Annotated in this window: 22 protein-coding genes; all 22 read right to left on the bottom strand. The window is 52.7% G+C overall.

What is annotated here, in order from left to right:
• Positions 1-3 precede the first annotated feature (3 nt).
• Complete coding sequence (locus tag J7L64_07275) at positions 4-966, bottom strand: HD domain-containing protein (GenBank protein ID MCD6452142.1); 963 nt, start codon at positions 964-966, stop codon at positions 4-6.
• 2 nt (positions 967-968) lie between these two features.
• A complete protein-coding gene (locus J7L64_07270; GenBank protein ID MCD6452141.1) occupies positions 969-1,229 on the bottom strand; it encodes an RNA-binding S4 domain-containing protein in 261 nt (86 codons plus the stop codon).
• 23 nt (positions 1,230-1,252) lie between these two features.
• Positions 1,253-2,218 (bottom strand): peptidyl-prolyl cis-trans isomerase, encoded by a 966-nt coding sequence (locus tag J7L64_07265; GenBank protein ID MCD6452140.1) that lies wholly within the window; start codon positions 2,216-2,218, stop codon positions 1,253-1,255.
• Entirely contained in the window at positions 2,205-3,155 is a 951-nt protein-coding gene (locus J7L64_07260; protein ID MCD6452139.1) for a peptidyl-prolyl cis-trans isomerase, read from the bottom strand. Before J7L64_07260 ends, J7L64_07265 begins: the two co-directional genes overlap by 14 nt.
• A gap of 17 nt (positions 3,156-3,172) precedes the next feature.
• Positions 3,173-6,583: a transcription-repair coupling factor gene (mfd, locus tag J7L64_07255; GenBank protein ID MCD6452138.1), complete on the bottom strand. Its 3,411-nt coding sequence runs from the start codon at positions 6,581-6,583 to the stop codon at positions 3,173-3,175.
• Positions 6,584-6,595: 12 nt separating this feature from the next.
• Positions 6,596-7,072, bottom strand: a complete 477-nt coding sequence (rfaE2, locus tag J7L64_07250; GenBank protein MCD6452137.1) for a D-glycero-beta-D-manno-heptose 1-phosphate adenylyltransferase — start codon at positions 7,070-7,072, stop codon at positions 6,596-6,598.
• Positions 7,069-8,364, bottom strand: a complete 1,296-nt coding sequence (locus tag J7L64_07245) for an ABC transporter ATP-binding protein (protein ID MCD6452136.1) — start codon at positions 8,362-8,364, stop codon at positions 7,069-7,071. The genes rfaE2 and J7L64_07245 overlap by 4 nt, the downstream gene beginning before the upstream one ends.
• Position 8,365: 1 nt before the next feature.
• Positions 8,366-9,154, bottom strand: a complete 789-nt coding sequence (locus tag J7L64_07240) for an ABC transporter permease (GenBank protein ID MCD6452135.1) — start codon at positions 9,152-9,154, stop codon at positions 8,366-8,368.
• A 62-nt stretch (positions 9,155-9,216) separates the two neighbouring features.
• The gene (locus J7L64_07235) at positions 9,217-9,948 is read right to left on the bottom strand and encodes a tRNA1(Val) (adenine(37)-N6)-methyltransferase (GenBank protein ID MCD6452134.1); all 732 of its coding nucleotides are present in this window, start codon (positions 9,946-9,948) and stop codon (positions 9,217-9,219) included.
• A gap of 6 nt (positions 9,949-9,954) precedes the next feature.
• Positions 9,955-10,374 carry an ATP synthase F1 subunit epsilon gene (atpC, locus tag J7L64_07230; GenBank protein ID MCD6452133.1) on the bottom strand — a complete coding sequence of 140 codons (420 nt, stop codon included), beginning with the start codon at positions 10,372-10,374 and terminating at the stop codon, positions 9,955-9,957.
• 3 nt (positions 10,375-10,377) lie between these two features.
• Entirely contained in the window at positions 10,378-11,796 is a 1,419-nt protein-coding gene (gene atpD / locus J7L64_07225; GenBank protein ID MCD6452132.1) for a F0F1 ATP synthase subunit beta, read from the bottom strand.
• A gap of 2 nt (positions 11,797-11,798) precedes the next feature.
• Complete coding sequence (gene atpG, locus J7L64_07220; GenBank protein MCD6452131.1) at positions 11,799-12,668, bottom strand: ATP synthase F1 subunit gamma; 870 nt, start codon at positions 12,666-12,668, stop codon at positions 11,799-11,801.
• A complete protein-coding gene (locus J7L64_07215; protein ID MCD6452130.1) occupies positions 12,625-14,193 on the bottom strand; it encodes a F0F1 ATP synthase subunit alpha in 1,569 nt (522 codons plus the stop codon). The genes atpG and J7L64_07215 overlap by 44 nt, the downstream gene beginning before the upstream one ends.
• On the bottom strand, positions 14,174-14,740 hold the full coding sequence (gene atpH / locus J7L64_07210; GenBank protein ID MCD6452129.1) for an ATP synthase F1 subunit delta: 567 nt from the start codon (positions 14,738-14,740) through the stop codon (positions 14,174-14,176). The genes J7L64_07215 and atpH overlap by 20 nt, the downstream gene beginning before the upstream one ends.
• Positions 14,718-15,221, bottom strand: coding sequence for a F0F1 ATP synthase subunit B (gene atpF, locus J7L64_07205; GenBank protein ID MCD6452128.1), 504 nt, complete (start codon positions 15,219-15,221; stop codon positions 14,718-14,720). Before atpF ends, atpH begins: the two co-directional genes overlap by 23 nt.
• A 50-nt stretch (positions 15,222-15,271) precedes the next feature.
• On the bottom strand, positions 15,272-15,697 hold the full coding sequence (locus tag J7L64_07200) for an ATP synthase F0 subunit B (GenBank protein ID MCD6452127.1): 426 nt from the start codon (positions 15,695-15,697) through the stop codon (positions 15,272-15,274).
• Positions 15,698-15,830: 133 nt separating this feature from the next.
• Complete coding sequence (locus J7L64_07195; GenBank protein MCD6452126.1) at positions 15,831-16,235, bottom strand: polymer-forming cytoskeletal protein; 405 nt, start codon at positions 16,233-16,235, stop codon at positions 15,831-15,833.
• Between the two features lie 24 nt (positions 16,236-16,259).
• Positions 16,260-17,111 carry a ParB/RepB/Spo0J family partition protein gene (locus J7L64_07190; protein MCD6452125.1) on the bottom strand — a complete coding sequence of 284 codons (852 nt, stop codon included), beginning with the start codon at positions 17,109-17,111 and terminating at the stop codon, positions 16,260-16,262.
• A complete protein-coding gene (locus J7L64_07185) occupies positions 17,080-17,865 on the bottom strand; it encodes a ParA family protein (protein ID MCD6452124.1) in 786 nt (261 codons plus the stop codon). The genes J7L64_07190 and J7L64_07185 overlap by 32 nt, the downstream gene beginning before the upstream one ends.
• Positions 17,866-17,952: 87 nt before the next feature.
• Positions 17,953-18,582 (bottom strand): 16S rRNA (guanine(527)-N(7))-methyltransferase RsmG, encoded by a 630-nt coding sequence (gene rsmG / locus J7L64_07180; protein MCD6452123.1) that lies wholly within the window; start codon positions 18,580-18,582, stop codon positions 17,953-17,955.
• Positions 18,530-20,416 carry a tRNA uridine-5-carboxymethylaminomethyl(34) synthesis enzyme MnmG gene (gene mnmG / locus J7L64_07175; GenBank protein MCD6452122.1) on the bottom strand — a complete coding sequence of 629 codons (1,887 nt, stop codon included), beginning with the start codon at positions 20,414-20,416 and terminating at the stop codon, positions 18,530-18,532. The genes rsmG and mnmG overlap by 53 nt, the downstream gene beginning before the upstream one ends.
• A 4-nt stretch (positions 20,417-20,420) precedes the next feature.
• A partial coding sequence (gene mnmE, locus J7L64_07170; GenBank protein ID MCD6452121.1) for a tRNA uridine-5-carboxymethylaminomethyl(34) synthesis GTPase MnmE occupies positions 20,421-21,696 on the bottom strand: 1,276 nt, incomplete at its 5' end.

The following is a 21,696-nucleotide window of genomic DNA, read 5'->3' as shown; positions in this document are numbered from 1 at the left end:
ATCTCATCCCCTCTTTTCGTTGGGTCTTTTCCGGTAGATATAGCGCTCAAGAAGCCTATTATATCCAGACCAATCACCGGTAAGGGCGGTATCGTTTATCGCCCCCAGCATAGCATTTAATTTGGAATCCAAATCGTCCAAGTAATAGAGGATCAACGCTTCAAGTGTCTTTGGCCGTTTTGGTGAACCGAATTCAAGATTTCCGTGGTGGCTGATGAGGATGTGTTTTAGCTGGAGGGCAAGCTCCTCGGGGAAATCCGGGAGGTTGGCAATAAGTCGTTCTATCTCTAAAAGCTCGATCATCAAGTGACCAAGTAGTCTTCCCTCGTCGGTATAGTTGAAGTCGCTCCCGATCCGCATCTCTCTTACCTTTCCTAAATCATGGAGCACAGCACCGGTGAGTAAGAGGTCCCTATCGATCATCGGGTAAAGAGGGGAAACAGCTAAAGCAAGCCTAACTACCGATAGGGTATGCTCAAGGAGACCTCCTAAATAAGCATGATGCATACTCTTTGCTGCTGGAGCGATCTTGAACCGGGAGACGAATTCATCATCGGAGAAAATGAGGGAGAGAAGCTTAGAAAGATGGGGGTTTTTAATCTCCTTGATCATAGAGAGGAGCTCGCCGTACATTTCCTCAATATCGTAAGAGGTGGTGGGGAGATAGTCCAAAGGGTCGATCTCCTCTTCAGGTATCCGTTCTATCTTATGGAGCACGAGCTGAAGCCGATTATTGTATAGGGAAACCTGCCCTTTAACTCGAACGAAATCCTCCTCGCTGAAGCCGGTAGCCGCCTCTTCGGGATTGCTCCACATCATTGCGGTGATGGTTCCCGTCTTATCGGTAAGGATCACCTTGAGATAGGGCTCACCTGTCTTCTTCTTTGGCAATTCCTTTTTCCGCACAAGCAGGGTAGTAGTTACCACCTCGTCAGGGACAAAATCCTTGATGAAGAGCTTAGCCATCCTCAAGGTTCCTCCTTGCACTCTTCCTCAGATATTACCTGAAACACATCCCCCAACCTCGCTCCCCTCTTGGGAAGTTCCATTACCCTCACCGTTACCTTCCTTCGGGGGAAAACGACGGTAATGAGGTCACCAGGAACCACCTTCCGCCCCGCCTTTGCCTCTCGCCCGTTCAGCAATATCATCCCCTCCTCGCACGCTTTCTTCGCAACGGTCCTCCGCTTGATCAACCGGGAAAGGGCGAGAAAAAGATCAAGCCTTATCCCGGCATCGGAGCCTTCCCTTCTCATTCCTCCTTCGTGGGATCATGAAGGATGGCGATATAGCTCGATTTCTTAAGCCTATCGATATACTCCCTGAGACCTTCCCGAGCCTTCTCCTGCCAAATCCTCCTCTGGATCTCCGCCTTTACCTCAGAGAGAGGTCTTACCTGCGCCTCCTTCCTATCGGTAACCGCAATGATAAAAGCTCCCTTCTCGGTAATGATCGGCTTACTTATCTCTCCCACCTTGAGGGAAAAGGCAACCCTCTCAAGCTCTTTAGCCAGCTCTCCTCGCTTGAAGTAACCAAGATCGGGAGAAGCTTCCCCAGAAAGCTCTGAGGCAACGAGGACAAAGTCTTGATAGTTTTTTATCTTTTCTCTGATCGTTTTCGCCTTGGCAAGTAACTCTTCATCACTCCTCTTATTCCTCGGGATGAATATCTGACTTATCCTAACCTCTTCATCAGTGGTGAACTCCTTCTTGTGCTCATTGTAGTAACGGCGAACATCAAGGTTGGTAACCACTATCTTGGTGGAAACCTCCTGTTCTACCAGTTTCCGCTGAATGATGTTGTTCTTGATCACCTCCTTGAGTTCGGCGAGTGATGTCCCCTCGAGCTTAAGTTGGCGGTCGAGCTCCTCGTCAGAGTTGATCTTATTCTCCTTCTTTATCCGCTCAATCACCGCTAAAACCTCTTCCTCGGTGGCGGTTATCCCTTTAATCCTCGCCTGATAGCTGATAAGTGCCTGTTCTATCATCTGATTTAGCACCTGCTTCCGCAATTGCTTCAACCTCTTCACAAGTTCCTCACCGGAATAGCGGAGGTAAAGCTGGCGTTCCAAGGGTAAAAGTTTCTTCTCGTAAGCACGACGAGTAATGATCTGATCGTTCACCTTGGCAATTATCTCCTCCACTACCTGGGTGTTCTGTAATAGAAAAACCAGAAGAAAAACGAAGGAAAAATATCGGTAAACCCTATTTGCTTTCATTTCGCTCTTCCCCCTTTCTTGGGGCGATATATTTAAAACCAAGATTCTCGGTATAGATCTTCAGGGGGGTGACGCTCTTCAGCTTCTTAAGATAACGGGACAGCCTCTCATCACTCTTCTTCTGTAATAATTTAAGGCGGATGTTATCCCGCACCTCCTCTTCGCTTAACCTTCCCCCCTCTTTCTTCTCCTCAAGGAGGAAGATGTGATACCCATAAGGAGACTGGATAACCCTGGTAAACCGCCCGGGTTTCAGCCGGAATATCGCCCGCTCGAACTCCGGAGGAAGCTGACCCCGCCGGAAATAACCCATTTCTCCACCCTGCGTAGCATCGGGGCTCTCCGAGTATTTTTTGGCAAGCTCCTGAAATTTCTTGGGATTTCCTCGGAGCTCCCGATACACCTGCTTCGCTTTCTTCTCATCGGTAAGGAATATCTGTGCTACTCGCACCTCTTCAGGAATAACGAATTCATCCTGATGGGCGAGGTAATACTCATTGACCTCCTGGTAACCCACAGTGATGTCCGCCAAGATGAACTCGGAAAGGTACTTCTTCACCGTAAGCTCATCCCTCAGGCATTGATAGAATGTTCTGGTGAAATGCCCTCCTTGAGAGCCTGCCTCTTTCTCAATCGCCCTTATCGCCTCCTTGAGCTCGCTATTGCTTATCAGAACATTGTTCTTCCTCGCCTCCAAGAGGAGGAGCTGTTCTTCAATGAAGTGGTCTAACAACCTACTCTTCACATAGTCATCCAATTTTACATCTTCCTTCCCCAGATTATAGGCGACAAAGCTCTCAAAGGTGGGAGAATATATCTTCCTCTCCCCAATTTCAAGGATGAGCTTCCCCTCCTTCCTTACCTGAGGCTCTTTGCCACAGAAGGAACAAACAAGAAGAAGGGAAAAGAGAAATGATAGTAATATTCTCCTTCTCATAGCCTTAACATAACACATCAGGAAAGCTCGAGCAACAGCTTTTGTACGAAGGAAATAGGAGAAGCCCCATCGGGTAAAGGGACCTTGAGCACCCCAGAGGGGGAGAATTCCCCCTTCCCTGAGGAGACGAGGGCAATGAGCTTATCCGGCGACACCTTGGTGTCGGGGGCGAGTTTAAGGATGATGGTTCCCCCTTCCCTGTCTATCGAGGAGATACGAAGTCTCTCCCCAAGAAGTTTAAGCCGGACATAACCTAAGAGGTTCCTCACTGGCTCGGGCGGCCTTCCATATCTATCCCTCAGCTCAGCCTCAAGGGAGGAAAGCTCCTCCTCGTCCCGGATTGTAGAGAGCCTACGGTAGGTAATTAAACGGAGGTTAGCATCGGGTAGATAATCCTCTGGGATATGGATGTCGAGCCTGAGGCTAACTTTACAGCTCACCTCCTCAGGAAGCTTCTCCCCTTTAAGCTCCCGCGCCGTTTCCTCAAGCAAACGGCAATAATACTCAAAACCCACCGCCTCGATATGCCCGTGTTGCTCTGGTCCTAAAAGATTTCCCGCCCCCCGGATCTCGAGATCCATCGCCGCTAACCGGAAGCCTGAGCCGAGTTCGGCGAACTCCTTTATCGCCTTCAGCCTCATCCTCGCCTGCTCCGTCAGTCCTCGCTCCGAGGGGACGAGGAGATAGGCGTAGGCGCGAACATCGGATCTGCCAACCCGCCCCCGCAGCTGATAGAGCTGAGCAAGTCCGAATTGATCCGCTCGATTCACTATCAAGGTATTCACCCGAGGAATATCCACCCCGTTTTCGATAATGGTGGTAGTGAGGAGGAGATCATATTCTCCTTCGATGAAGGAAAGCATCGTCCGCTCAAGGTCCCGCTCCCGCATCTTACCATGGGAGATGGCGATCTTTACCCCGGGTAGAAGGCGGGAGAGGTACTCTCCCATCGAGTATATCGTCTCCACCCGGTTGTGGACGAAATAGACCTGTCCCCCTCGCCTCAACTCCCTTTCCACCGCTTCCTGTATCAACTCGGGAGAGAACTTGGCGACTATCGTTTGAATGGCGAGACGGTTCCTGGGCGGTGTCTCAATGATGGAGAGATCACGCACCCCGGCAAGCGCCATATTGAGGGTTCGGGGAATGGGAGTGGCGGTCATCGTGAGGACATCCACCTTCTTCTTCATCCTCTTTATCTTCTCCTTCTGGGCAACTCCAAACCGCTGCTCCTCATCGATGATGAGTAATCCTAAATCCCGAAACTTAACATCCGCTGAAAGAAGACGATGGGTGCCGATGACGATGTCCACCTCCCCCTTGGCAAGCGCCTCTACTATCTTCTTCTGCTCCTTCCTGCTCCTGAAACGGGAAAGGTGCTCGATCCGAATGGGGAAAGCGCGAAATCGCTCGTTGAAGGTACGGAAGTGCTGAAAGGCAAGTACAGTAGTGGGTACAAGTACCGCCACCTGCTTTCCCTCCATCACCGCCTTGAACGCTGCCCGCATCGCCACTTCGGTCTTACCATAGCCAACATCTCCACAGAGGAGTCGGTCCATTGGCTTTTCCTCCTCCATATCCCGCTTCACCTCAGCAATAGCGATCAGTTGATCCTCAGTCTCCTCGTAAGGGAAGGCATCCTCAAACTCCCTCTGCCAGGGGGTGTCGGGACCGAAGGCATATCCCTTTATCGCCTTCCGCACCGCATAAAGGTTGAGAAGCTCCCGGGTCATATCCCTCACCGCCCGTTTGACCCTTCGCTTTACCTTAGCGAAGGAGCTACCCCCTAATTTGTCAATCCGCGGTGGCGCCCCCTCTCCGGAGCTATACTTGTGAACTAAGTGAAGCTTATCGAAGGGAATATAAAGCTTGTCTCCGCCTCGGTACTCTATCTCAATGAACTCCGCCACCTCTCCACCAAGCTCCATCTTGGTCAGTCCTCGAAAGATGCCGACGCCATGCTCCTCATGAACCACATAATCCCCCACCCTGAGCTCCCTTAGGGAAAAAGAGAAGGCGCTTTTCCCCTTCCTTGGGACCTCCTTTTTCCTCTCTGGAGGAAAGATCTCTCGCGAGGTGAGAATGAGAAGGTTTAACGCGGGGAGACGGATGCCCTCAACCAGCTCCCCCTTGGTGATGGCGATGGTGCCGGGGAGTAAACAATCGAAGATATCGGAATGAGAGGCGAGTACGGGGGAAAGCCCCTTTTCCGAAAGAAGCTCGGACAACCGTTCCCCCTCCCCCTCGCTACCAAGAACGATAAGTACCGCTACCCCCTCGTCCTTCGCCTTAGCGAGATCGGAGGCAAGCCGGGAGATATCACCACGATAGCTCGGCACCCTCTCCCCCTGATAATAGAAATCGGGATAGGAGATCCCGGAGAGGGGACCGAGCTCCCTTAGTTCGAGGAGAGGCTTCCCATTAAGCCACTCCTCAGGAGAGAAAAGAAGTGCTTCCGGCGGAAGGGGATGCCTCCCTTCAGCAACCGCCCGTTCATAGCCCCGGGCGAATTGATACCGCAGGTGATCGAACTCATCTTCAAGCAGGGCGGGTTCATCAAACACAACCAGGGGAGAGGAAAAATAGGAAGAGAGCCTCTCCCGATCCTCCTTGGGAACGAGGTAGATAAGATCGCGAAGAGAACCATCCTCTAAAAAGAGGGAAAGCTCCTTTTCCGCATAAGACGCCTCCGCGCTCCCCTGGGAAAGGGATGGGGGAAGACTATCGAGCACCAGCTCCCTCATCGGGATCACCACCAACTCATCAACTGGGGAGAGAGACCGTTGGGTTCGGGGATCGAAGTTCCTTATCCCCTCTACCTTTTCGCCGAAGAACTCCACCCGCGCCGGCTCATCATAAAGGGGGGAGAAGATGTCGACAATCCCGCCCCGCACGGCGAACTCGCCAGGGGATTCCACTAGATCCACCCGTTCATAGCCGATGCGGGAGAGGAATTCTGGAAGTTTTAAAAAGGGAAATTCCTCTTCCTTGCGAAGCACGATGATAAGGGAAGAAAGCTCTTCCTGCGGTATGGTGGGAAAGATAAGAGAGCCAGGAGATAAAGAAATTACTCCCTTCCCCTTGCTCTTAAGCAGCTGAAAGAGCACTCCCACCCGACGACGGAGGATATCGGGGTGGGGCGGGGTGATCTCGTAGGGTTCCTTATCCCAGTAGGGGAAAAACGCCACCTCCCTTTTGTGAATGATCCCCCGGAAGAAGGATAGCGCCTTAGAGAAAAGGTATGCCCGCTCATCGTCTCGGGAAACGAGGACAATAGCCTTATCCATCTGCTCCCTGAGAAGGAAAGAAAGGAAGAAAGCTTTTCCGGTAAGGGTAAAGCCAGAGAGGGAGACCCTTCCTCTACCAAGAAGCTCTTCTGAAAACTCGAGAAATTCCTCTTTGAGGAACCTCTCTAAAACGCTCCTCATTTTTAAAGGTCCTCAGCCCGAAGAGAGGATACGTTCGATAATAGCAGTGGTTGAGTAGCCGGAATGATAGGGAAGGGAGTACACCCGCCCACCATAGGATTCGACGAAGGAAGCGCCAACTATCTCCTCCTTTCGCCAATCTCCCCCTTTCACCAGAACATCGGGCTTTATGGCGGTGATGACCCGTTCCGGGGTGTCCTCATCGAAGGGGGTAAGGTAATCAACGAAGTAGAAGGCGGAAAGGAGCTCAAGCCGTTCGGTAAGAGGGATTATCGGCCTTTCTTCTCCTTTTATCCTCCTTATTGAAGGATCGGAGTTGACCCCGATCACCAATATATCACCGAGCGATTTGGCTTGAGTCAAGAAACGAATATGCCCTGGGTGGATAATATCGAAGCAACCATTGGTAAAAACTACACTTCTCCCCTTCTTCCTCTCATCTTGAAGAACGGGAATGAGCTCAGGAAGGGGGAGTATCTTCTCCTTCATCGCCCTCTACGCTCGATGGTAAGATCGCCCTCAAACTCCCAACGATGGTCTGGGCGAAAGATGCCGATATCCTTAAGCCGGGAATTGACCCTTATGGTGTAGAGATGTCGGTGGTAATCGTAGGGGAAGCCGTTCTCCTTGTGGACAGCGACATCGAGATAATAGGTTCCTTCGATCAGGTTCAATTTATCGATAATGAACCTCACCTTTGCCCTCCGACCAAGCGATCTCGGCTGGAAGTTCTCGATATAGGTATTTGTACCATAACAGGAAACCCCTTCGGCGTTGAATATCCCTACTCCAAAGACGAAGTCCTTTATCTTCTTTTGGGCGGAGACCTCCATTTCGATCACCATAGGCTCCCCAGAGACAAAGACATGGCGTTCCTTACCCTTAAAATCGAGCAGACGCACCTTCTCTATCTCCACCTCTCGAGAGCCCCAACGGCTCATCCCAAAATCGGTCTCCAGCCCCTGCCTCTTCCTCCTTATAACCTCCTTCGCCGCCTCACCGTGAAGGCGAATAAGCTCTTCCTCTTCCTTCATTGCCACCTCGGCGAGGTAGGCATCGACCACCATCTGGGGATCCCCCATCCTCTTTATCCTCCCTCGATCGAGCCAGATCGCCTGATCGCAGAGCTTGGTCACCATACCCAAGGAGTGGGTAACGAGGAGAATGGTCTTCTTCCGCCAGCGGAACTCATTGAACTTATCGACGCATTTCCGGGAAAAGGACTCATCCCCCACCGCGATCACCTCATCGACGAGAAGAACATCGGGATCGACATTAATGGCAATGGCGAAGCCAAGCCTCAAGTACATCCCCGAGGAGTAGGTTTTAAGCGGCTGGTCGATGAAATCTTCCAGCTCAGCGAAGCGAACGATCTCATCGAACTTCCTATCTATCTCCTTTTTGCTCAAGCCGAGCATTATCCCATTGATGTAGGTATTTTCTCTTCCCGATATCTCAGGATGAAAACCAGCTCCAAGCTCGATAAGGGCAGAAACTCGACCCCGTACCTCCACCCTTCCCGAGGTGGGCTTGAGCGTACCGGCGATTATCTTGAGTAAGGTGCTCTTTCCTGCCCCGTTGCTTCCGATGATCCCCACCGTCTTCCCCTTAGGGACGGTGAAACTGACATCCTCTAAGGCGAGTATCCGCTCCGCCGGTTTTAACTCCCGGAAGATGCTCCCCCGGACAATAGCGCTCTTTAAGGTCTGAAATTGATGGCGACGGGAATACTTCCGGTAATACTTGGTGAGATCCTCTACGATTATTGCCGCATCCTCCATCCTACACCTCCTCGGCAAAGCTATCTCTCAGCCGGTCAAAGACGAAGTAGCCCACATAAAATACCAAAAGGGAAACGAGGAAGGTCACCAACATCTTCTTCCAAGGTAACATCGCCCCCTGAAACAGCGTCCGCTGGTAGCTCACCATAATATGGGTCATCGGATTGAAATCGAGGAGGAAGCGGAGTTTTGCCGGCAACCACTTTGCCGGGTAGATGATAGGGGTGGTGAAGAACCAAAGGGTGACGAGGTTGCCGAGCAGATCCCGTATATCGCGGAAATGGACGCTCAATGAAGAGATAAAAAGGGAAAGCCCTAAGGTGAAGACGAGCTGAACGAAGACGATAAGGGGAAAGAAAAGCCAATAGATGGTAAACGGTTTGTGGTAATAGATGAGGAAGAAGATAAGCACCGGAAGCGCCAGCAGGAAATGAACCAGATTGGTAAGCACCGAAACCACAGGGAAAACCTCGGCAGGAAAGAGGACCTTTTTTATCAGATTGCCGTTGTTTATTAGCACCGTCGCTGATTCAAGAAGGGAGGAGGAAAACCAGGTCCAGGGAAGTATACCACAGAAGAGAAAGAGAGCATAAGGATCGATCCCTTCAGCCCTTGCTGGATGGAAGACGACCGAGAAAACGAAGCTGTAAACGAGGAGGAGAAGAAGCGGATTGAGAAGCGACCAGAAAAAACCAAGTACCGAGCCCCGATACCGCGCCTTTAGCTCCCGGGAAACGAGACTCAGCACCAATACCCGATACCGAAAAAGGTTCTTAAGATTCTCCAACATATCTCACCCTTCAAAGGTAGAAAAATAACAGAAGGAGTGAAAACTGTCAAGCAAAGAAGGGATCAAGGGCTGAAGATACGGTTCATCTCCTTAGTGTAACTTCCATCCTCATTGTATATAACGAGCGGAGGAAGGATGGAAAGCTCAGGTTTTGGCCTCTTTCTCGCATCGAGGAGAACCAAAGTGGCTGGTAACTTCGGCTTCGAATGGACCAACCGCATCTTCACCGGAGCGAACCCCTGATGCCTTAACTCGAGCATAAGTTCAAACAACCTCTTAGCAGGGAAAATAAGATAAAACCGCCCTTCCGGAGCAAGGAAACGGCTGGCAGCGGCAATGAGTTGGGGTAGAGTACAGTAGATCTCGCTTCTTGCTATCGCCCGCTCCGGTTCCGGGCTCGTCCTTCCCGCCCCCGAACGGAGATAGGGTGGATTGGAGACTACTACTTCAAACCTCTTTCCCAGTTCGAGCTCGCGGAAGTCCCCCGTTTTTATCTCCACCTTGCCTTCCATCTTGTTAAGGATCACATTCCGCCTGGCAAGCGAGGAAAGCCTCGGTTGGATCTCTACCCCCAATATATAGGCGGGATTCTTCTTAACTGCCAGGAGCAAAGGTATGACGCCATTCCCGGTTCCAAGATCGATCACCTTATCCCGCGCCTTTACCTCGACGAAATCGGCTAAGATAAGAGCATCGACCGAGAACCGATACCCCTCCTTCGTCTGGATCAGTTTAAGCTTGCCCCATAGTATATCGTCGATCGTCTCCTCAGCACTTTCCCCTTTCGCCCTCATCCGTGATTAGCCTCCTTTAACCAACTTTGCCACTTCAAGCCGGGCAAGCGCCTTCGCCCGAGAATACTCTGCCCTCCTTCTCTTTTCCTCATCCTTCTCTCGGAGAAGGATCTCCTCTGCCCGATGTAATTCGAGCTCTGCCCTCTTTCTATCGATCCTCTCCCCCGGCTCTGCCACATCGACAAAGATGGTTACCGCATTGGGAAGCACCTCAGCATAGCCTCCTCCTACTGCAAAGTGTCTGATACTTTTGCCCATCCAATAAGTGAGGCGACCCGGCTTTACTCGACTGAAAAGAGGAATATGGCCCGGAAGGACACCAAAATATCCCTCCTCCCCCGGCACCATCACCCCGCTTACCTCCTCTTCGAGACAGCTGGCATCGGGAGTAAGGATCTTGAGCCTTATCGTCCCTTCCTCTCCCATCGATCAGGCGATCTCCCTTCCTTTAAGCTGTTCTGCCTTGGCGAGAACCTCCTCGATCGTTCCCACCATATAAAACGCCTGCTCCGGGATATGGTCATACCTTCCCTCGGCAATCTCCTTAAAGCCGCGGATGGTATCCTCGAGCTTCACATACTTCCCCTTAGTGCCGGTGAATCGTTCGGCAACGAAGAAGGGTTGGGAGAGGAACCGCTGGATACGGCGCGCCCGGGCTACTATCACCTTGTCCTCCTCGGAGAGCTCCTCCACCCCAAGGATGGCGATAATATCCTGAAGTTCTTGATACCGTTGAAGTATCTCCTGTACCTTCCTCGCCACCTTATAATGTTCCTCCCCCACTATCCGGGGGTCGAGCACTTTTGAAGAGGAAGCAAGCGGATCGACCGCGGGATATATCCCCAGCTCAGCTAAGGAGCGGGAAAGGGTGGTGATATTGTCTAAATGGGAGAAGGTAGTAGCGGGAGCAGGGTCGGTGAGGTCATCAGCAGGAACATATATCGCCTGAACTGAGGTTATCGACCCCTGTTTAGTAGAGGTGATCCTTTCCTGGAGTTCTCCCATCTCGGTGGCTAAGGTAGGCTGGTAGCCCACTGCCGAGGGCATCCTTCCAAGGAGTGCTGAAACCTCGGAACCTGCCTGGGAAAAACGGAAGATATTATCGATGAAAAGAAGGACATCCTTACCCTCCACATCCCGGAAGTACTCAGCAATGGTGAGAGCGGTCAACGCCACCCTTAATCTTGCTCCAGGTGGTTCCCCCATCTGTCCATAGATGAGCACCGTTTTCTCGAGAACCCCTGCTTCCTTCATCTCGAGCCAAAGCTCATTACCCTCGCGCGTCCGCTCGCCAACCCCGGCAAAAATGGAATAGCCTCCATGCTCTATGGCGATGTTGTGGATTAGCTCCATAATGAGCACCGTCTTCCCCACTCCAGCACCTCCAAAAAGCCCCGTTTTCCCACCACGGGCATAGGGCTCGAGGAGATCGAGAACCTTGATCCCCGTCTCCACCACTTGGATCTCCGTCTCCTCTTCAGTGAGTTCTGGTGCAGGACGATGGATGGGCCACCTCTCCTTCGTCTCTATCGGTCCTAAGCCGTCTATCGGCTCCCCAAGCACATTGAGCATCCGCCCCAAGGTAGCGGGACCCACAGGAACGGTGATCGGTCCTCCAGTATCACTCACCTCCATCCCCCGAACAAGACCCTCAGTAGGAGCGAGGGCTATCGCCCTCACCCTTTCCTCCCCAATGTGCTGTGCCACCTCCAGGACAAGCCGCTCCCTTCCCTTTTCCTTAAATGCCACCTCGAGGGCGTTGTAGATGGGAGGGAGATGTCCCGAAGGAAACTGAACATCAACCACTGGTCCCATCACTTGAACTATCAGTCCCTTTTCCCTTTTCATTCTTAATCTTCTCCCTCTATCTTACGAAGCGCCTCGGCACCACTCACCACCTCCACCAATTCCTCGGTGATGGTTGCCTGACGCAATTTGTTGAGCGTAAGGGTGAGATTGTGGATCATCTCCCCTGCGTTCCTCGTTGCCTCTTCCATCGCCACCAACCGTGCCGCCTGTTCCGCGACTAACGATTCTACCAATGCTCGGTAAAGCTCCACCTCGAGATAATGAAGAAAAAGCTGGGGAAGGGTGGATTCCAGCGTCGGCTCGAAGAGATATTCCCCAGGAAGCGAAACCCCCTTTGCTCGCGGTAGGGGAAGTAGCCTCTCCACCACGGTCGGTTGAACCAACATCGAGCGGAAGGAATTGAAGAGGAGATAGACTGCATCAACCTCCCCAGCGAGATATAAGGGGAGGGTGTTTTTGAGAATAACCTCTGCCTGCCCTCGGTGGAGATGGCGGAATATATCGAGAAATTTCTCTTGCACTACATACTCTCGATTCCGAAAATAACTCCACCCCCTTTTCCCCACAATAATAAGAAGAGGCACTTCACCTTTATGCTCCTCCTCGATGAAGGAGAGAGCCCTCCTTATCACATTATGGTTAAACGCTCCGCATAACCCCCTATCTGAGGTGATTATAACAAGACATATTTTCTTCTTTTTCCTCTCAATAAGCAGAGGATGAAACGGGGGTACCATTGCTGCAAGCCGGCTTACCGTTCGCGAAAGTTCCCGGGCGTAGGGACGAATACTCTCCAACCTCTTGGTGAGGGAGGAGAGGCGAGAGCCAGCAAGTATCTGCATCGCTTTGGTAATATGCTGAGTATGCCTAATACTCCTCAGCCTTCTTCGGTAAGCGAGTAGCTTCGACATCGGAGACCACCTTATGCTTCTTTACAAACTCTCCTTTGAACTCCTCGAGGAGCTTATCCAACTTCCCCTTAATGGTGGGGGTGAGCTCCTTTTTCTCCGATAAACTCCGAAGAAATTCTTTTCCCTCGGTTTCCAGAAATTGGAGAAATTCCCGCTCGAAGAGGGCGACCTCAGAGGGGGGCAGGTCGTCAAGATAGCCGTTTATCCCCGCATAAAGGAGTGCTACCTGCTTCTCCACCGGGATGGGATTGTACTGGTCCTGTTTCAACAACTCCACAAGCCTCCTTCCCCGGGTAAGCTGAAGCTGGGTGGATATGTGTAACTCAGCGCCAAGCTTGGCAAACGCCTCCATCTCCCGATACTGGGCTAAGGTGAGGCGCAACCTTCCCCCCACCTGCTTCATTGCCTTTATCTGAGCTGCACCGCCAACCCGGGATACGGATAGCCCAACATTTATCGCTGGCCTTATCCCTTCATAGAAGAGCTCTGTTTCCAAATATATCTGTCCGTCGGTGATGGAGATCACATTTGTGGGGATGTAGGCGGAGATATCCCCCTCCTGGGTCTCCACAATAGGAATGGCGGTAAGAGAACCTCCTCCTTTCTCTTCAGAGAGCTTAGCTGCCCGCTCGAGGAGACGGGAGTGAAGATAGAAGATATCGCCCGGATAAGCCTCCCTCCCCGGAGGACGCCTGAGAAGGAGGGTGAGCTCACGATAGGCTTGGGCATGTTTTGTCAGATCATCATAGATCACCAGGGCATCTTTACCCTTATCTCGGAAGTATTCCCCCATAGAACAACCGGCATAAGGTGCAAGGTAACGGAAGGAGGCGGGATCCGCTGCCGAAGCAACAACCACCGTCGTGTAGGACATCGCCCCAGCCTCCCTTAATACCTTGACGATACGGGCAATATCGGCTCGTTTCTGCCCTATCGCCACATAGATGCAGAAGATATCCTCCCCCTTCTGACTTATTATGGTGTCGATAACTATCGCCGTCTTGCCGATACCCCGATCGCCAAGAATGAGTTCCCTCTGTCCCCTTCCTATTGGGATCATCGAATCTATCGCCTTGATCCCAGTTATCAAGGGCTGATGGACTGGCTGGCGATCTATGATCCCCGGAGCCCTTCGCTCCACCGGGAGATACTCCTTTGCCTTTATCGCGCCCCGTCCATCGAGGGGATGACCCAGTGCATCGACCACCCTGCCAAGAAGGGGCTCCCCAACCGGCACCTCCACCGGGCGTCCCGTACGACGGACGATATCCCCCTCCTTCACCGCGGTTGGGTCACCAAGAATGACCACCCCCACCTCATCCTCTTCGAGGTTGAAGACGATACCGGTAACATCTTGAGGAAACTTAACCAGCTCTCCTGCCATCACCCGCTCCAACCCATAAACTCGGGCGATCCCGTCACTACTTGCTATAACCGTGCCCACCTCCGAGATGTCAAGCTTCATCTCGTAGGAAGCAAGCTCCTTCTTGAGTAACTCTGATAGCTCATCTGCGTTCAGCTTCACTTATATCCCCCCTTAGCAGTTTCTCCTTTATCCTATTAAGCTGTCCCCTTAAACTTCCATCAATAAGGAGACCTCGAACCATAACCATCACCCCCCCTATGAGGGAGGGGTCTATCTTCGCCTCAAGCTTAACCTTCTTCCCTAAACCCTCCTCTAACAGGAGGCAAAGCTGTTCCCGCTCTTCCTTGGTAAGCCTCCTGGCACTTATCACCTTAGACCTCGCCACTCCTCGCTTCTCATCGAGGAGCTCGGCATATACCTCAGCGATGAGCGGAAGCTGATGCGCCCTCCTCTTCCGGATGAGGAGGTTGAGAAAAGCGATGGAAATAGGAGAAAAAGAAAGTTTTTTAGCCAATTCCCCTACTATTCGTCTCTTTTCATCGGAAATAACCTCAGGATGAGCGAGAAAGCGCCTTAATTTCTCTTCTCTTTGGATAAGCTTGGAGAAGAATAAAAGCTCCGAAACAACCCTTTCCCCAACCCCCCTCTCCTCAGCCAAGGGGATAAGAGCAAGGGCGAACTCCTTAGCTTGCCGCCTTGAGAACATCCCTCTCCTCTTTCATCCTGTTGAGGAAGGAGGAGAATAGATATCTATCCTCCTTCGGACTCAATCTCCCCTTTAACCTCCTCTCCGTTTCCCTGAACACAAATTCGGCGAAGAAGGTGCGAAGTTCAACCCTTGCCTCAAGGGACATCCGCTCTATCCTCCGTTCTGCAGAAGAGAGGATCTTCTCCGCCTCTTCCTCCGCTTGATGAATTGTCTCCTCCAAGATCCTCTTCCCCTCCTCGCGAGCCGATTCCACTATCTCCGCCGCCTCCGAGGTGGCTTGGGTGAGAAGGGCTCTCGCCTCCTCAAGCTCAGCAGCAACCCCCTCGAGCTCGAGCTCCGCCTCTTCCTGCTCCTCCTCCATCCTCGCTACCCTTCTGTCGAGGTACCCCTTCACTCGATGCCATAAGTAGCGGTGAATTAAATATAAAAAGAGGGTTAAGTTAACCCCCTCAAACAGGAACCGCCAGAATCCACTCATCCATCCAACCTCAATCAAGAAGGAACACCTTTCAATTCCTCCTCGTTATTCTATTTTCCTCTCATCCCTAATAATTTCTCAGCCAATTCAGAGGAAAGCCGTTTCCCCTCAACGGCAAGAAGCCTTTGGGAACGGGCGACCTCCTCGCTAAGCTCCCTCTCCGCCCGAGCCACCATCTCCTCCGCCTTCTCCCTTGCTCGCTCGATTATCTCCCTCTTCATCCGCTCGCCCTCTTTTCGGAAAGCCTCCCTTACTGCCTTCCCCTCCTCCTCCGCTCGCTCGATCTCCTCTCGATAGCACCGAAGGAGCTCTTCTACCCGGGCGAAGGTCTCATCCCGTTTCTTTCTTGCCTCGGTTACTATCTCCCTCCGCTTTCTCAAGATATCAACGAGGGGACTGAAGAGGTAATGATCAAGGATAAACATAAGGAGTAATACCAAAATGATGATGATGAAGACCGAATAATCGAGCGACATCTCCCACCTTTACCTTAAGCTATTTGCTTTATTACTATAGAACAGATCACCAGCTCTATCAACCCCCTTCCCTGACCATTGACCTCGGCAAAGGACCCTCTCCCTGATTATGACTCCGGAGTTAGCGGTTACCCTATCCCCCTTTCTCCCTCTTGATGGGGGTGAATGTAAGTCCAGGGATGGAGACCTCTCCTCGCGGAGGTTCCATCTGACAACTTCCCTGAAAAAGGGCTCCCTCCTCAATCCGGAGACAGGGGGTGATGACATCAGCGTAAACCCGCGCCTTAGGAAGAAGCTCCAACCTCTTCTTAGCCTTTATCTTTCCTCGAACCTCACCACTTATCGAAACCACAGCGACATCGATCTCCCCCTCCACCTTTCCCTTTTCTCCCAGCACCAGGGAATGCTGAGAGACGACCTTCCCTTTCACCTTACCATCTATCCTCACCGTCTCTTCAAATTTAAGGGTGCCTTCGATAACCGTCTTCTCCCCGATAAAAGCGTCAATTTCTCCAAACTCCTCCTCTCGGAACTTCATTTCCCCTCCTTTAACCTGAACATATCAGCGATTATCCCCAGAAGAAAGGAGTCGATCGAGGATACGATCGAGCTCCTCCCGGGAGTAGAAATGGACGACGATCCTCCCCTTCGCCCCCTCCTTCCTCACCTCCACCTTGGTGGCAAGGGTCCGAGAAAGGCGTTCTTCGATCTCGGCGATGAAGGGATCGAATATCGACTCTCTCTTCCTCTTCCCCCCCCGTTTTAACCTTTTCACCGCCCGTTCGGTCTCTCTCACCGAATAATCTCGTTTGATTATCTCTGTGAGCAAAGCGAGTTGGAGCTCTTTCTCCTCAAGTCCAAGAAGAGCCCGAGCGTGTCCCATAGTTACCCTTCCCCGGGTCAACTCACTCTGCACCTCCGGAGGGAGTTTTAGAAGCCTAAGGTAATTGGCAACCGAAGAACGATCCTTACCCACCCGGTTGGCGATCTCCTCCTGGGTGAGGCCGAACTGGTCTACCAAAAGCTGGTAAGCCTTTGCCTCCTCTATCGGGTTCAATTCCTCCCGCTGGATGTTTTCGATCAAGGAGAGCTCGAGTAATTTGTCGTCGGGCACCTCCCGAATTACCACCGGGACCTTAAGTAATCCAGCGAGCTGAGCCGCTCGCCATCTCCGTTCTCCAGCGATTAGCTGATATCCTCCCTTGATGGGACGGACGAGAAGGGGTTGGATCACTCCATTGGCTCTTATTGAGCGAGCGAGCTCCTCTATTTTCGTCTCGTCGAAATTATCCCGGGGCTGATAGGGGTTGGGAGAGATAAGGTCTATATCGACCTCAAACGGTCTCCCGCCTTCCGCGGTCTGCCGCCTCGGGATTAAGGCGTCAAGCCCTCTTCCTAATGCCTTCCTTTTCATTTTCGATGATTTCCTTGGCTAAATTGAGATATGCCATTGCTCCCTTCGATTTAAGGTCATAGAGGATTATAGGCTTCCCGAAACTGGGCGCCTCTCCTAGACGGACATTGCGGGGGACAATTGTTCTGAATATCTTCCCCTTAAAGTAATTCCGTACCTCCTCCATCACCTGCTGGGACAGGTTGGTCCTTTCATCGTACATAGTAAATAGTATCCCCTCTATCTTCAGGTGAGGATTAAGCCCCTCTCTCACCCGAGTTAGGGTGCGCATCAGCTCGGACAAACCTTCCAAGGCGTAATACTCGCACTGAAGGGGGATGAGCAGGGAATCGGCGGCAGCCAAAGCGTTTATGGTGAGGATACCCAGGGAGGGAGGACAATCGATAACGATGTAATGGAAGTTATACCGCACCTTCTCCAAGATCGTTTTCAGAATGAACTCGCGCTTCTCGAGGGAAAGGAGTTCTACCTCCGCCCCTATCAGATCCTTTTCCGATGGGAGAAGCTTTAGGAACTTAAGTTCGGTATCGAGGATGAGCTCCTCAACCGGTGCTTGGAGGAGAAGGGCATCGTAGATGCTTCTCCGGGTAGGATCGGGGGTGAACCCGAGCCCCGAGGTGGAATTTGCCTGGGGATCGATGTCAACCAGGAGCGTCCTTCGCTCGGCAACTGCCAGAGCAGCCGAAAGGTTCACCGCCGAGGTGGTCTTCCCCACCCCTCCTTTCTGGTTAGCGATCGCGATTATCTTTCCCATAATCTCATAGTGTGGAAGATCCTTACCTGCCCCTTTTAAGATAACAAAAAGGGGGATGAGAGACAAGCAAAAGTTTCACGTGAAACACTAACCCGGGGAGAAAAAAAGGAGAAAACCCCTCCTCCTGGTGGGAAGTTGAACCTCTTGAACGAGGCTAAAACCCGATGTAGAAGAACTTAGATCGCGACGCCCTCGCTCGGATACAAAAAGGATAGCCCGCCCCGAAGGGGAGAGCGCCTGCCGACAAAAAGAAAAAAACGCGTCATATCGTCCCAAAGCACGGGAGGTAACCACATCAGCCTGCAAATCGCGATAGAAGTGGGACAATTCCTCCATCCGCCCCCGAAAAACCTCGACCGAGGAAAGGGAAAGCGCTCGCACCACCTCTCGTAAGAACAATACCTTCCGCATCACCGGCTCAACCAAAATGAGCTCCATTTTAGAAAGGAGAAGCTTCGCAGGAAGAGCAGGGAAACCAGCCCCACTTCCCACATCGACCATCTTCCCCCTCCCCGGAAGGAATTGGGCGAGGAAAAAGCCCTCCAGGAAATGGTAGCGAACCACCTCCTCTTCCTTCACTATCGAGGTAAGGCTCACCTTCTGATTCCACTCAGCCAGAAGGCGGTAATAACGATCACTCCTCTCCAAAACCTCTGGAGGAAGCTCAAGCCCGATCCTCTTTCCCTCTTCCTCCAGCAACTTTTTGAAGGGTACCATCCTTCCTCCATTTCTCCAAATAGATATCGATAATGGCGATCGCCGCCGGGGTGATCCCCGGGATCCGGTTTGCCTGACCAAGAGTGAGGGGACGGACTCGAGAAAGTTTCTCCACCACCTCCCGGGAGAGACCGGGGATCTTTCCAAAAGGAAAACCTGGTGGTATCTTCCGCTTCTCAAGTCGGGAGAGTCGCGCCAACTCCCTTTCCTGCCTCTTCAAATACCCCTCGTACTTCACCTCTGCCTCCACCCGGCGCATCTCCTCAACGGTCAGCGAAGGAAACCGGGGAAGCTCTGAGACAATCTTGAGGAGTTTAATCTCGGGACGCCTCAGGAGCTCTTTGAAACTCCTCCCCTCTCCCAAGGGATGATCACCCTTCGTCTTTTCCTTCTCGAGAATGAAAAGGGCTCTCTTGATCCGCTCTTGCTTCTTTCTGAAACGTTCGTATCGCTCCTCGGAGATCAAACCGATCTCATAGCCGATTGGGGTAAGCCGGGCATCAGCGTTGTCTGCCCGAAGGAGAAGACGATATTCCGCCCGGGAGGTGAACATCCGATAGGGCTCATCCACCCCCTTCGTGACCAGGTCATCTATCAACACCCCAATGTAGGCTTGGGACCGGGAAAGGACGAGGGGTGGTTTCCCCTTGAGTTTATGAACCGCGTTTATCCCAGCGATGAGCCCCTGTGCTGCCGCCTCCTCGTAACCCGATGTCCCGTTTATCTGCCCAGCCAAGAAGAGCCCGGAGACCCGCTTCGTCTCGAGCGAAGGGAAAAGCTCAGTAGGCTGAACGAAGTCATACTCTATGGCATATCCCGGCCTCATAATCACCAGGTCTTCCAGCCCAGGGATCCGCCTCAGGAACTCCCTCTGCACCGCGACGGGAAGGCTGGTCGAGACTCCGTTGAGATAGATCTCGTTCGAATGGAGGCTCTCCGGCTCGAGGAAGACCTGATGACGCTCCTTATCCGGGAACTTGACCACCTTGTCCTCGATCGAGGGGCAATACCGGGGACCGATACCCACGATCCTCCCTGAATAAAGAGGGGATTTGTCGAGGTTCGCCTTTATCACCCGGTGGACTTCAGGGTTGGTATGGCCGAGATAACAGCGGACCTGGGGACGATCTATCCTCTCCGTCTCAAAGGAGAAGGGAACGGGATCCGGGTCCCCTTCCTGAGGCTCGAATTTGGAGAAGTCTATGCTGTCCTTGAGCACCCGGGCAGGAGTGCCGGTCTTGAGCCTACCCATCTCAAACCCGAGCCGTTTAAGGGATTGAGAAAGCTCGCAAGAGGGAGGTTCATTCGCCCTTCCCGCGGGGTAGGAGGTGAGCCCAATGTGGATTAATCCGTTCAGGAAGGTGCCGGTGGTAACGATGACCGCCCCTGCCTTTACCCGCTCTCCGTCCTTTAAAGCTACTCCGAGAACCTTCCCCCCGGATACGAGTATCTCCGCCACCTCAGCTTGATATAGATGGAGGTTCTCCGCTTCCTCAAGGGTCCTCTTCATCAGCAGGCGATATTCCACCTTGTCCGCCTGTGCCCTCGGCGCTTGGACCGCCTCCCCCTTGCTCCTGTTGAGAAGGCGGAACTGGATGCCGGTGGCGTCGATCACCTTCCCCATCACCCCGCCGAGGGCGTCTATCTCCCGGACGAGCTGTCCTTTTGCCAGTCCCCCTATCGCTGGATTGCAGGACATCTGGGCGACTGTCTCCAAGTTGATGGTGAAAAGGGCGGTGGCATAACCAAGCTTAGCAGAGGCGAGTGCCGCCTCACAACCCGCATGGCCCGCCCCGATTACCACGATATCGTATTCTGAAGAAAAGGCGGTCATCGTTTCACTTCCCGATGCAGAAGCGGGAGAAGATGGTATGGAGTACATCCTCCACCGGGCTCCTCCCGGTGAGCTCCCCGAGCCGGGAAAACGCCTGCTTGAGATCGACAAGAACGATCTCCTCTCCCTCCCCCTCCTCCGCTGCCGAAAGGGCAGAAGCTACCCCCTCCTCCACATCGGAGACTATCTCGAGCTCCCTCAAGCCGGCGAGGATGAGATCCCCAGAAAAGCCCTCACTGAAGAAGGAGGCTATCTCTCGCTTTAACTCCTCTATCCCCTCACCGGTCTTCGCCGAGGTGCGGACCATCTTCTTCCCCTCAGAGAGGGTCTTAAGGCGAGAAAGATCAAGCGCCAGGGGGAGGTCTTTCTTGTTCACCACCAAAAGAGCCTCCTTGTCCCTAAGAAGGGAGAGAATACGTTCGTCCTCCGGGGTGAGGGGCTCGGAGGAATCGAACACAGCAAGGATTAGCTTCGCCTCCGAGGTGGCAGCCAAAGAGCGCTTCATCCCCTCCTCGTCGAGCCGGTTGCGGGGAGAGGCAATGCCAGCGGTATCGACAAACCTTATGGGGATTCCCTCTATCTCCGCCTCCTCCGCCAAGGCATCACGGGTGGTGCCGGGGATCTCGGTAACTATCGCCCGCTCCTTTTCGACTAACCTATTGAAAATGCTGGACTTGCCGACATTGGGGCGCCCGATTATGGCAAGGGCTATCCCCTCCTTGAGAAGTCGACCCCGGCTCATCGCCTCCTTGAGTTCCCTTACCCGACGAGCAAGAAGACGAAGCCCTTCCAAAAGCTCCTTCTGGGTTATAAATTCATCCTCCTCCTCGGAGAAGTCAAGGGACGCTTCCGCTCGGGCGATGAGATCGAGCATAAGCTCATCCACCTCTCTTATGCGCGATGAAAGCTCACCCGATAGTTTGGCTAAGGCTGATTTCGCCTGTTTCTTCGTGGTGGCGGAAATGAGGTCGGCTACCGCCTCCGCCTGGAGGAGATCGAGCCTCCCATTTATAAAGGCACGGTAGGTGAATTCGCCGGGCTGGGCGAGTCGTGCCCCCTCCCTAATCAAAAGAGAGAGGATCTCTCGGAGGACGACCGGGCTCCCATGAGCACTTATCTCGACTACATCCTCTTTGGTGTAGGAACGGGGTGCTTTGAAATAGGTGAGAAGGGCGATATCGATCACCTCGCCCGATTCTGGGTCCACTACCTCCCCCAGTTCCGCCCGGAAAGGCTCTACCCTCCCCCTTCTGGGAACGAATACCCGTTTGGCAATGGAG

Source organism: Acidobacteriota bacterium (genome assembly GCA_021161905.1).
Classification (GTDB): domain Bacteria; phylum Acidobacteriota; class B3-B38; order Guanabaribacteriales; family JAGGZT01; genus JAGGZT01.
This window is presented reverse-complemented; position numbering and strand designations above follow the sequence as displayed.

Excerpts from the sequence above, each read along its gene's own strand:
- J7L64_07240 (MCD6452135.1), bottom strand. The coding sequence starts at position 9,154 with ATGTTGGAGAATCTTAAGAACCTTTTTCGGTATCGGGTATTGGTGCTG.
- J7L64_07200 (MCD6452127.1), bottom strand. The coding sequence starts at position 15,697 with ATGTCGCTCGATTATTCGGTCTTCATCATCATCATTTTGGTATTACTC.
- J7L64_07265 (MCD6452140.1), bottom strand. The coding sequence starts at position 2,218 with ATGAAAGCAAATAGGGTTTACCGATATTTTTCCTTCGTTTTTCTTCTG.
- J7L64_07195 (MCD6452126.1), bottom strand. The coding sequence starts at position 16,235 with ATGAAGTTCCGAGAGGAGGAGTTTGGAGAAATTGACGCTTTTATCGGG.
- rsmG (MCD6452123.1), bottom strand. The coding sequence starts at position 18,582 with ATGGTACCCTTCAAAAAGTTGCTGGAGGAAGAGGGAAAGAGGATCGGG.
- J7L64_07235 (MCD6452134.1), bottom strand. The coding sequence starts at position 9,948 with ATGAGGGCGAAAGGGGAAAGTGCTGAGGAGACGATCGACGATATACTA.
- mfd (MCD6452138.1), bottom strand. The coding sequence starts at position 6,583 with ATGAGGAGCGTTTTAGAGAGGTTCCTCAAAGAGGAATTTCTCGAGTTT.
- J7L64_07245 (MCD6452136.1), bottom strand. The coding sequence starts at position 8,364 with ATGGAGGATGCGGCAATAATCGTAGAGGATCTCACCAAGTATTACCGG.
- atpH (MCD6452129.1), bottom strand. The coding sequence starts at position 14,740 with ATGTTCTCAAGGCGGCAAGCTAAGGAGTTCGCCCTTGCTCTTATCCCC.
- mnmG (MCD6452122.1), bottom strand. The coding sequence starts at position 20,416 with ATGACCGCCTTTTCTTCAGAATACGATATCGTGGTAATCGGGGCGGGC.
- J7L64_07185 (MCD6452124.1), bottom strand. The coding sequence starts at position 17,865 with ATGGGAAAGATAATCGCGATCGCTAACCAGAAAGGAGGGGTGGGGAAG.
- atpC (MCD6452133.1), bottom strand. The coding sequence starts at position 10,374 with ATGGGAGAGGAAGGGACGATAAGGCTCAAGATCCTTACTCCCGATGCC.
- atpF (MCD6452128.1), bottom strand. The coding sequence starts at position 15,221 with ATGAGTGGATTCTGGCGGTTCCTGTTTGAGGGGGTTAACTTAACCCTC.
- rfaE2 (MCD6452137.1), bottom strand. The coding sequence starts at position 7,072 with ATGAAGGAGAAGATACTCCCCCTTCCTGAGCTCATTCCCGTTCTTCAA.
- J7L64_07275 (MCD6452142.1), bottom strand. The coding sequence starts at position 966 with ATGGCTAAGCTCTTCATCAAGGATTTTGTCCCTGACGAGGTGGTAACT.
- atpG (MCD6452131.1), bottom strand. The coding sequence starts at position 12,668 with ATGTCGAAGCTACTCGCTTACCGAAGAAGGCTGAGGAGTATTAGGCAT.
- J7L64_07190 (MCD6452125.1), bottom strand. The coding sequence starts at position 17,111 with ATGAAAAGGAAGGCATTAGGAAGAGGGCTTGACGCCTTAATCCCGAGG.
- J7L64_07260 (MCD6452139.1), bottom strand. The coding sequence starts at position 3,155 with ATGAGAAGGAGAATATTACTATCATTTCTCTTTTCCCTTCTTCTTGTT.
- atpD (MCD6452132.1), bottom strand. The coding sequence starts at position 11,796 with ATGAAAAGGGAAAAGGGACTGATAGTTCAAGTGATGGGACCAGTGGTT.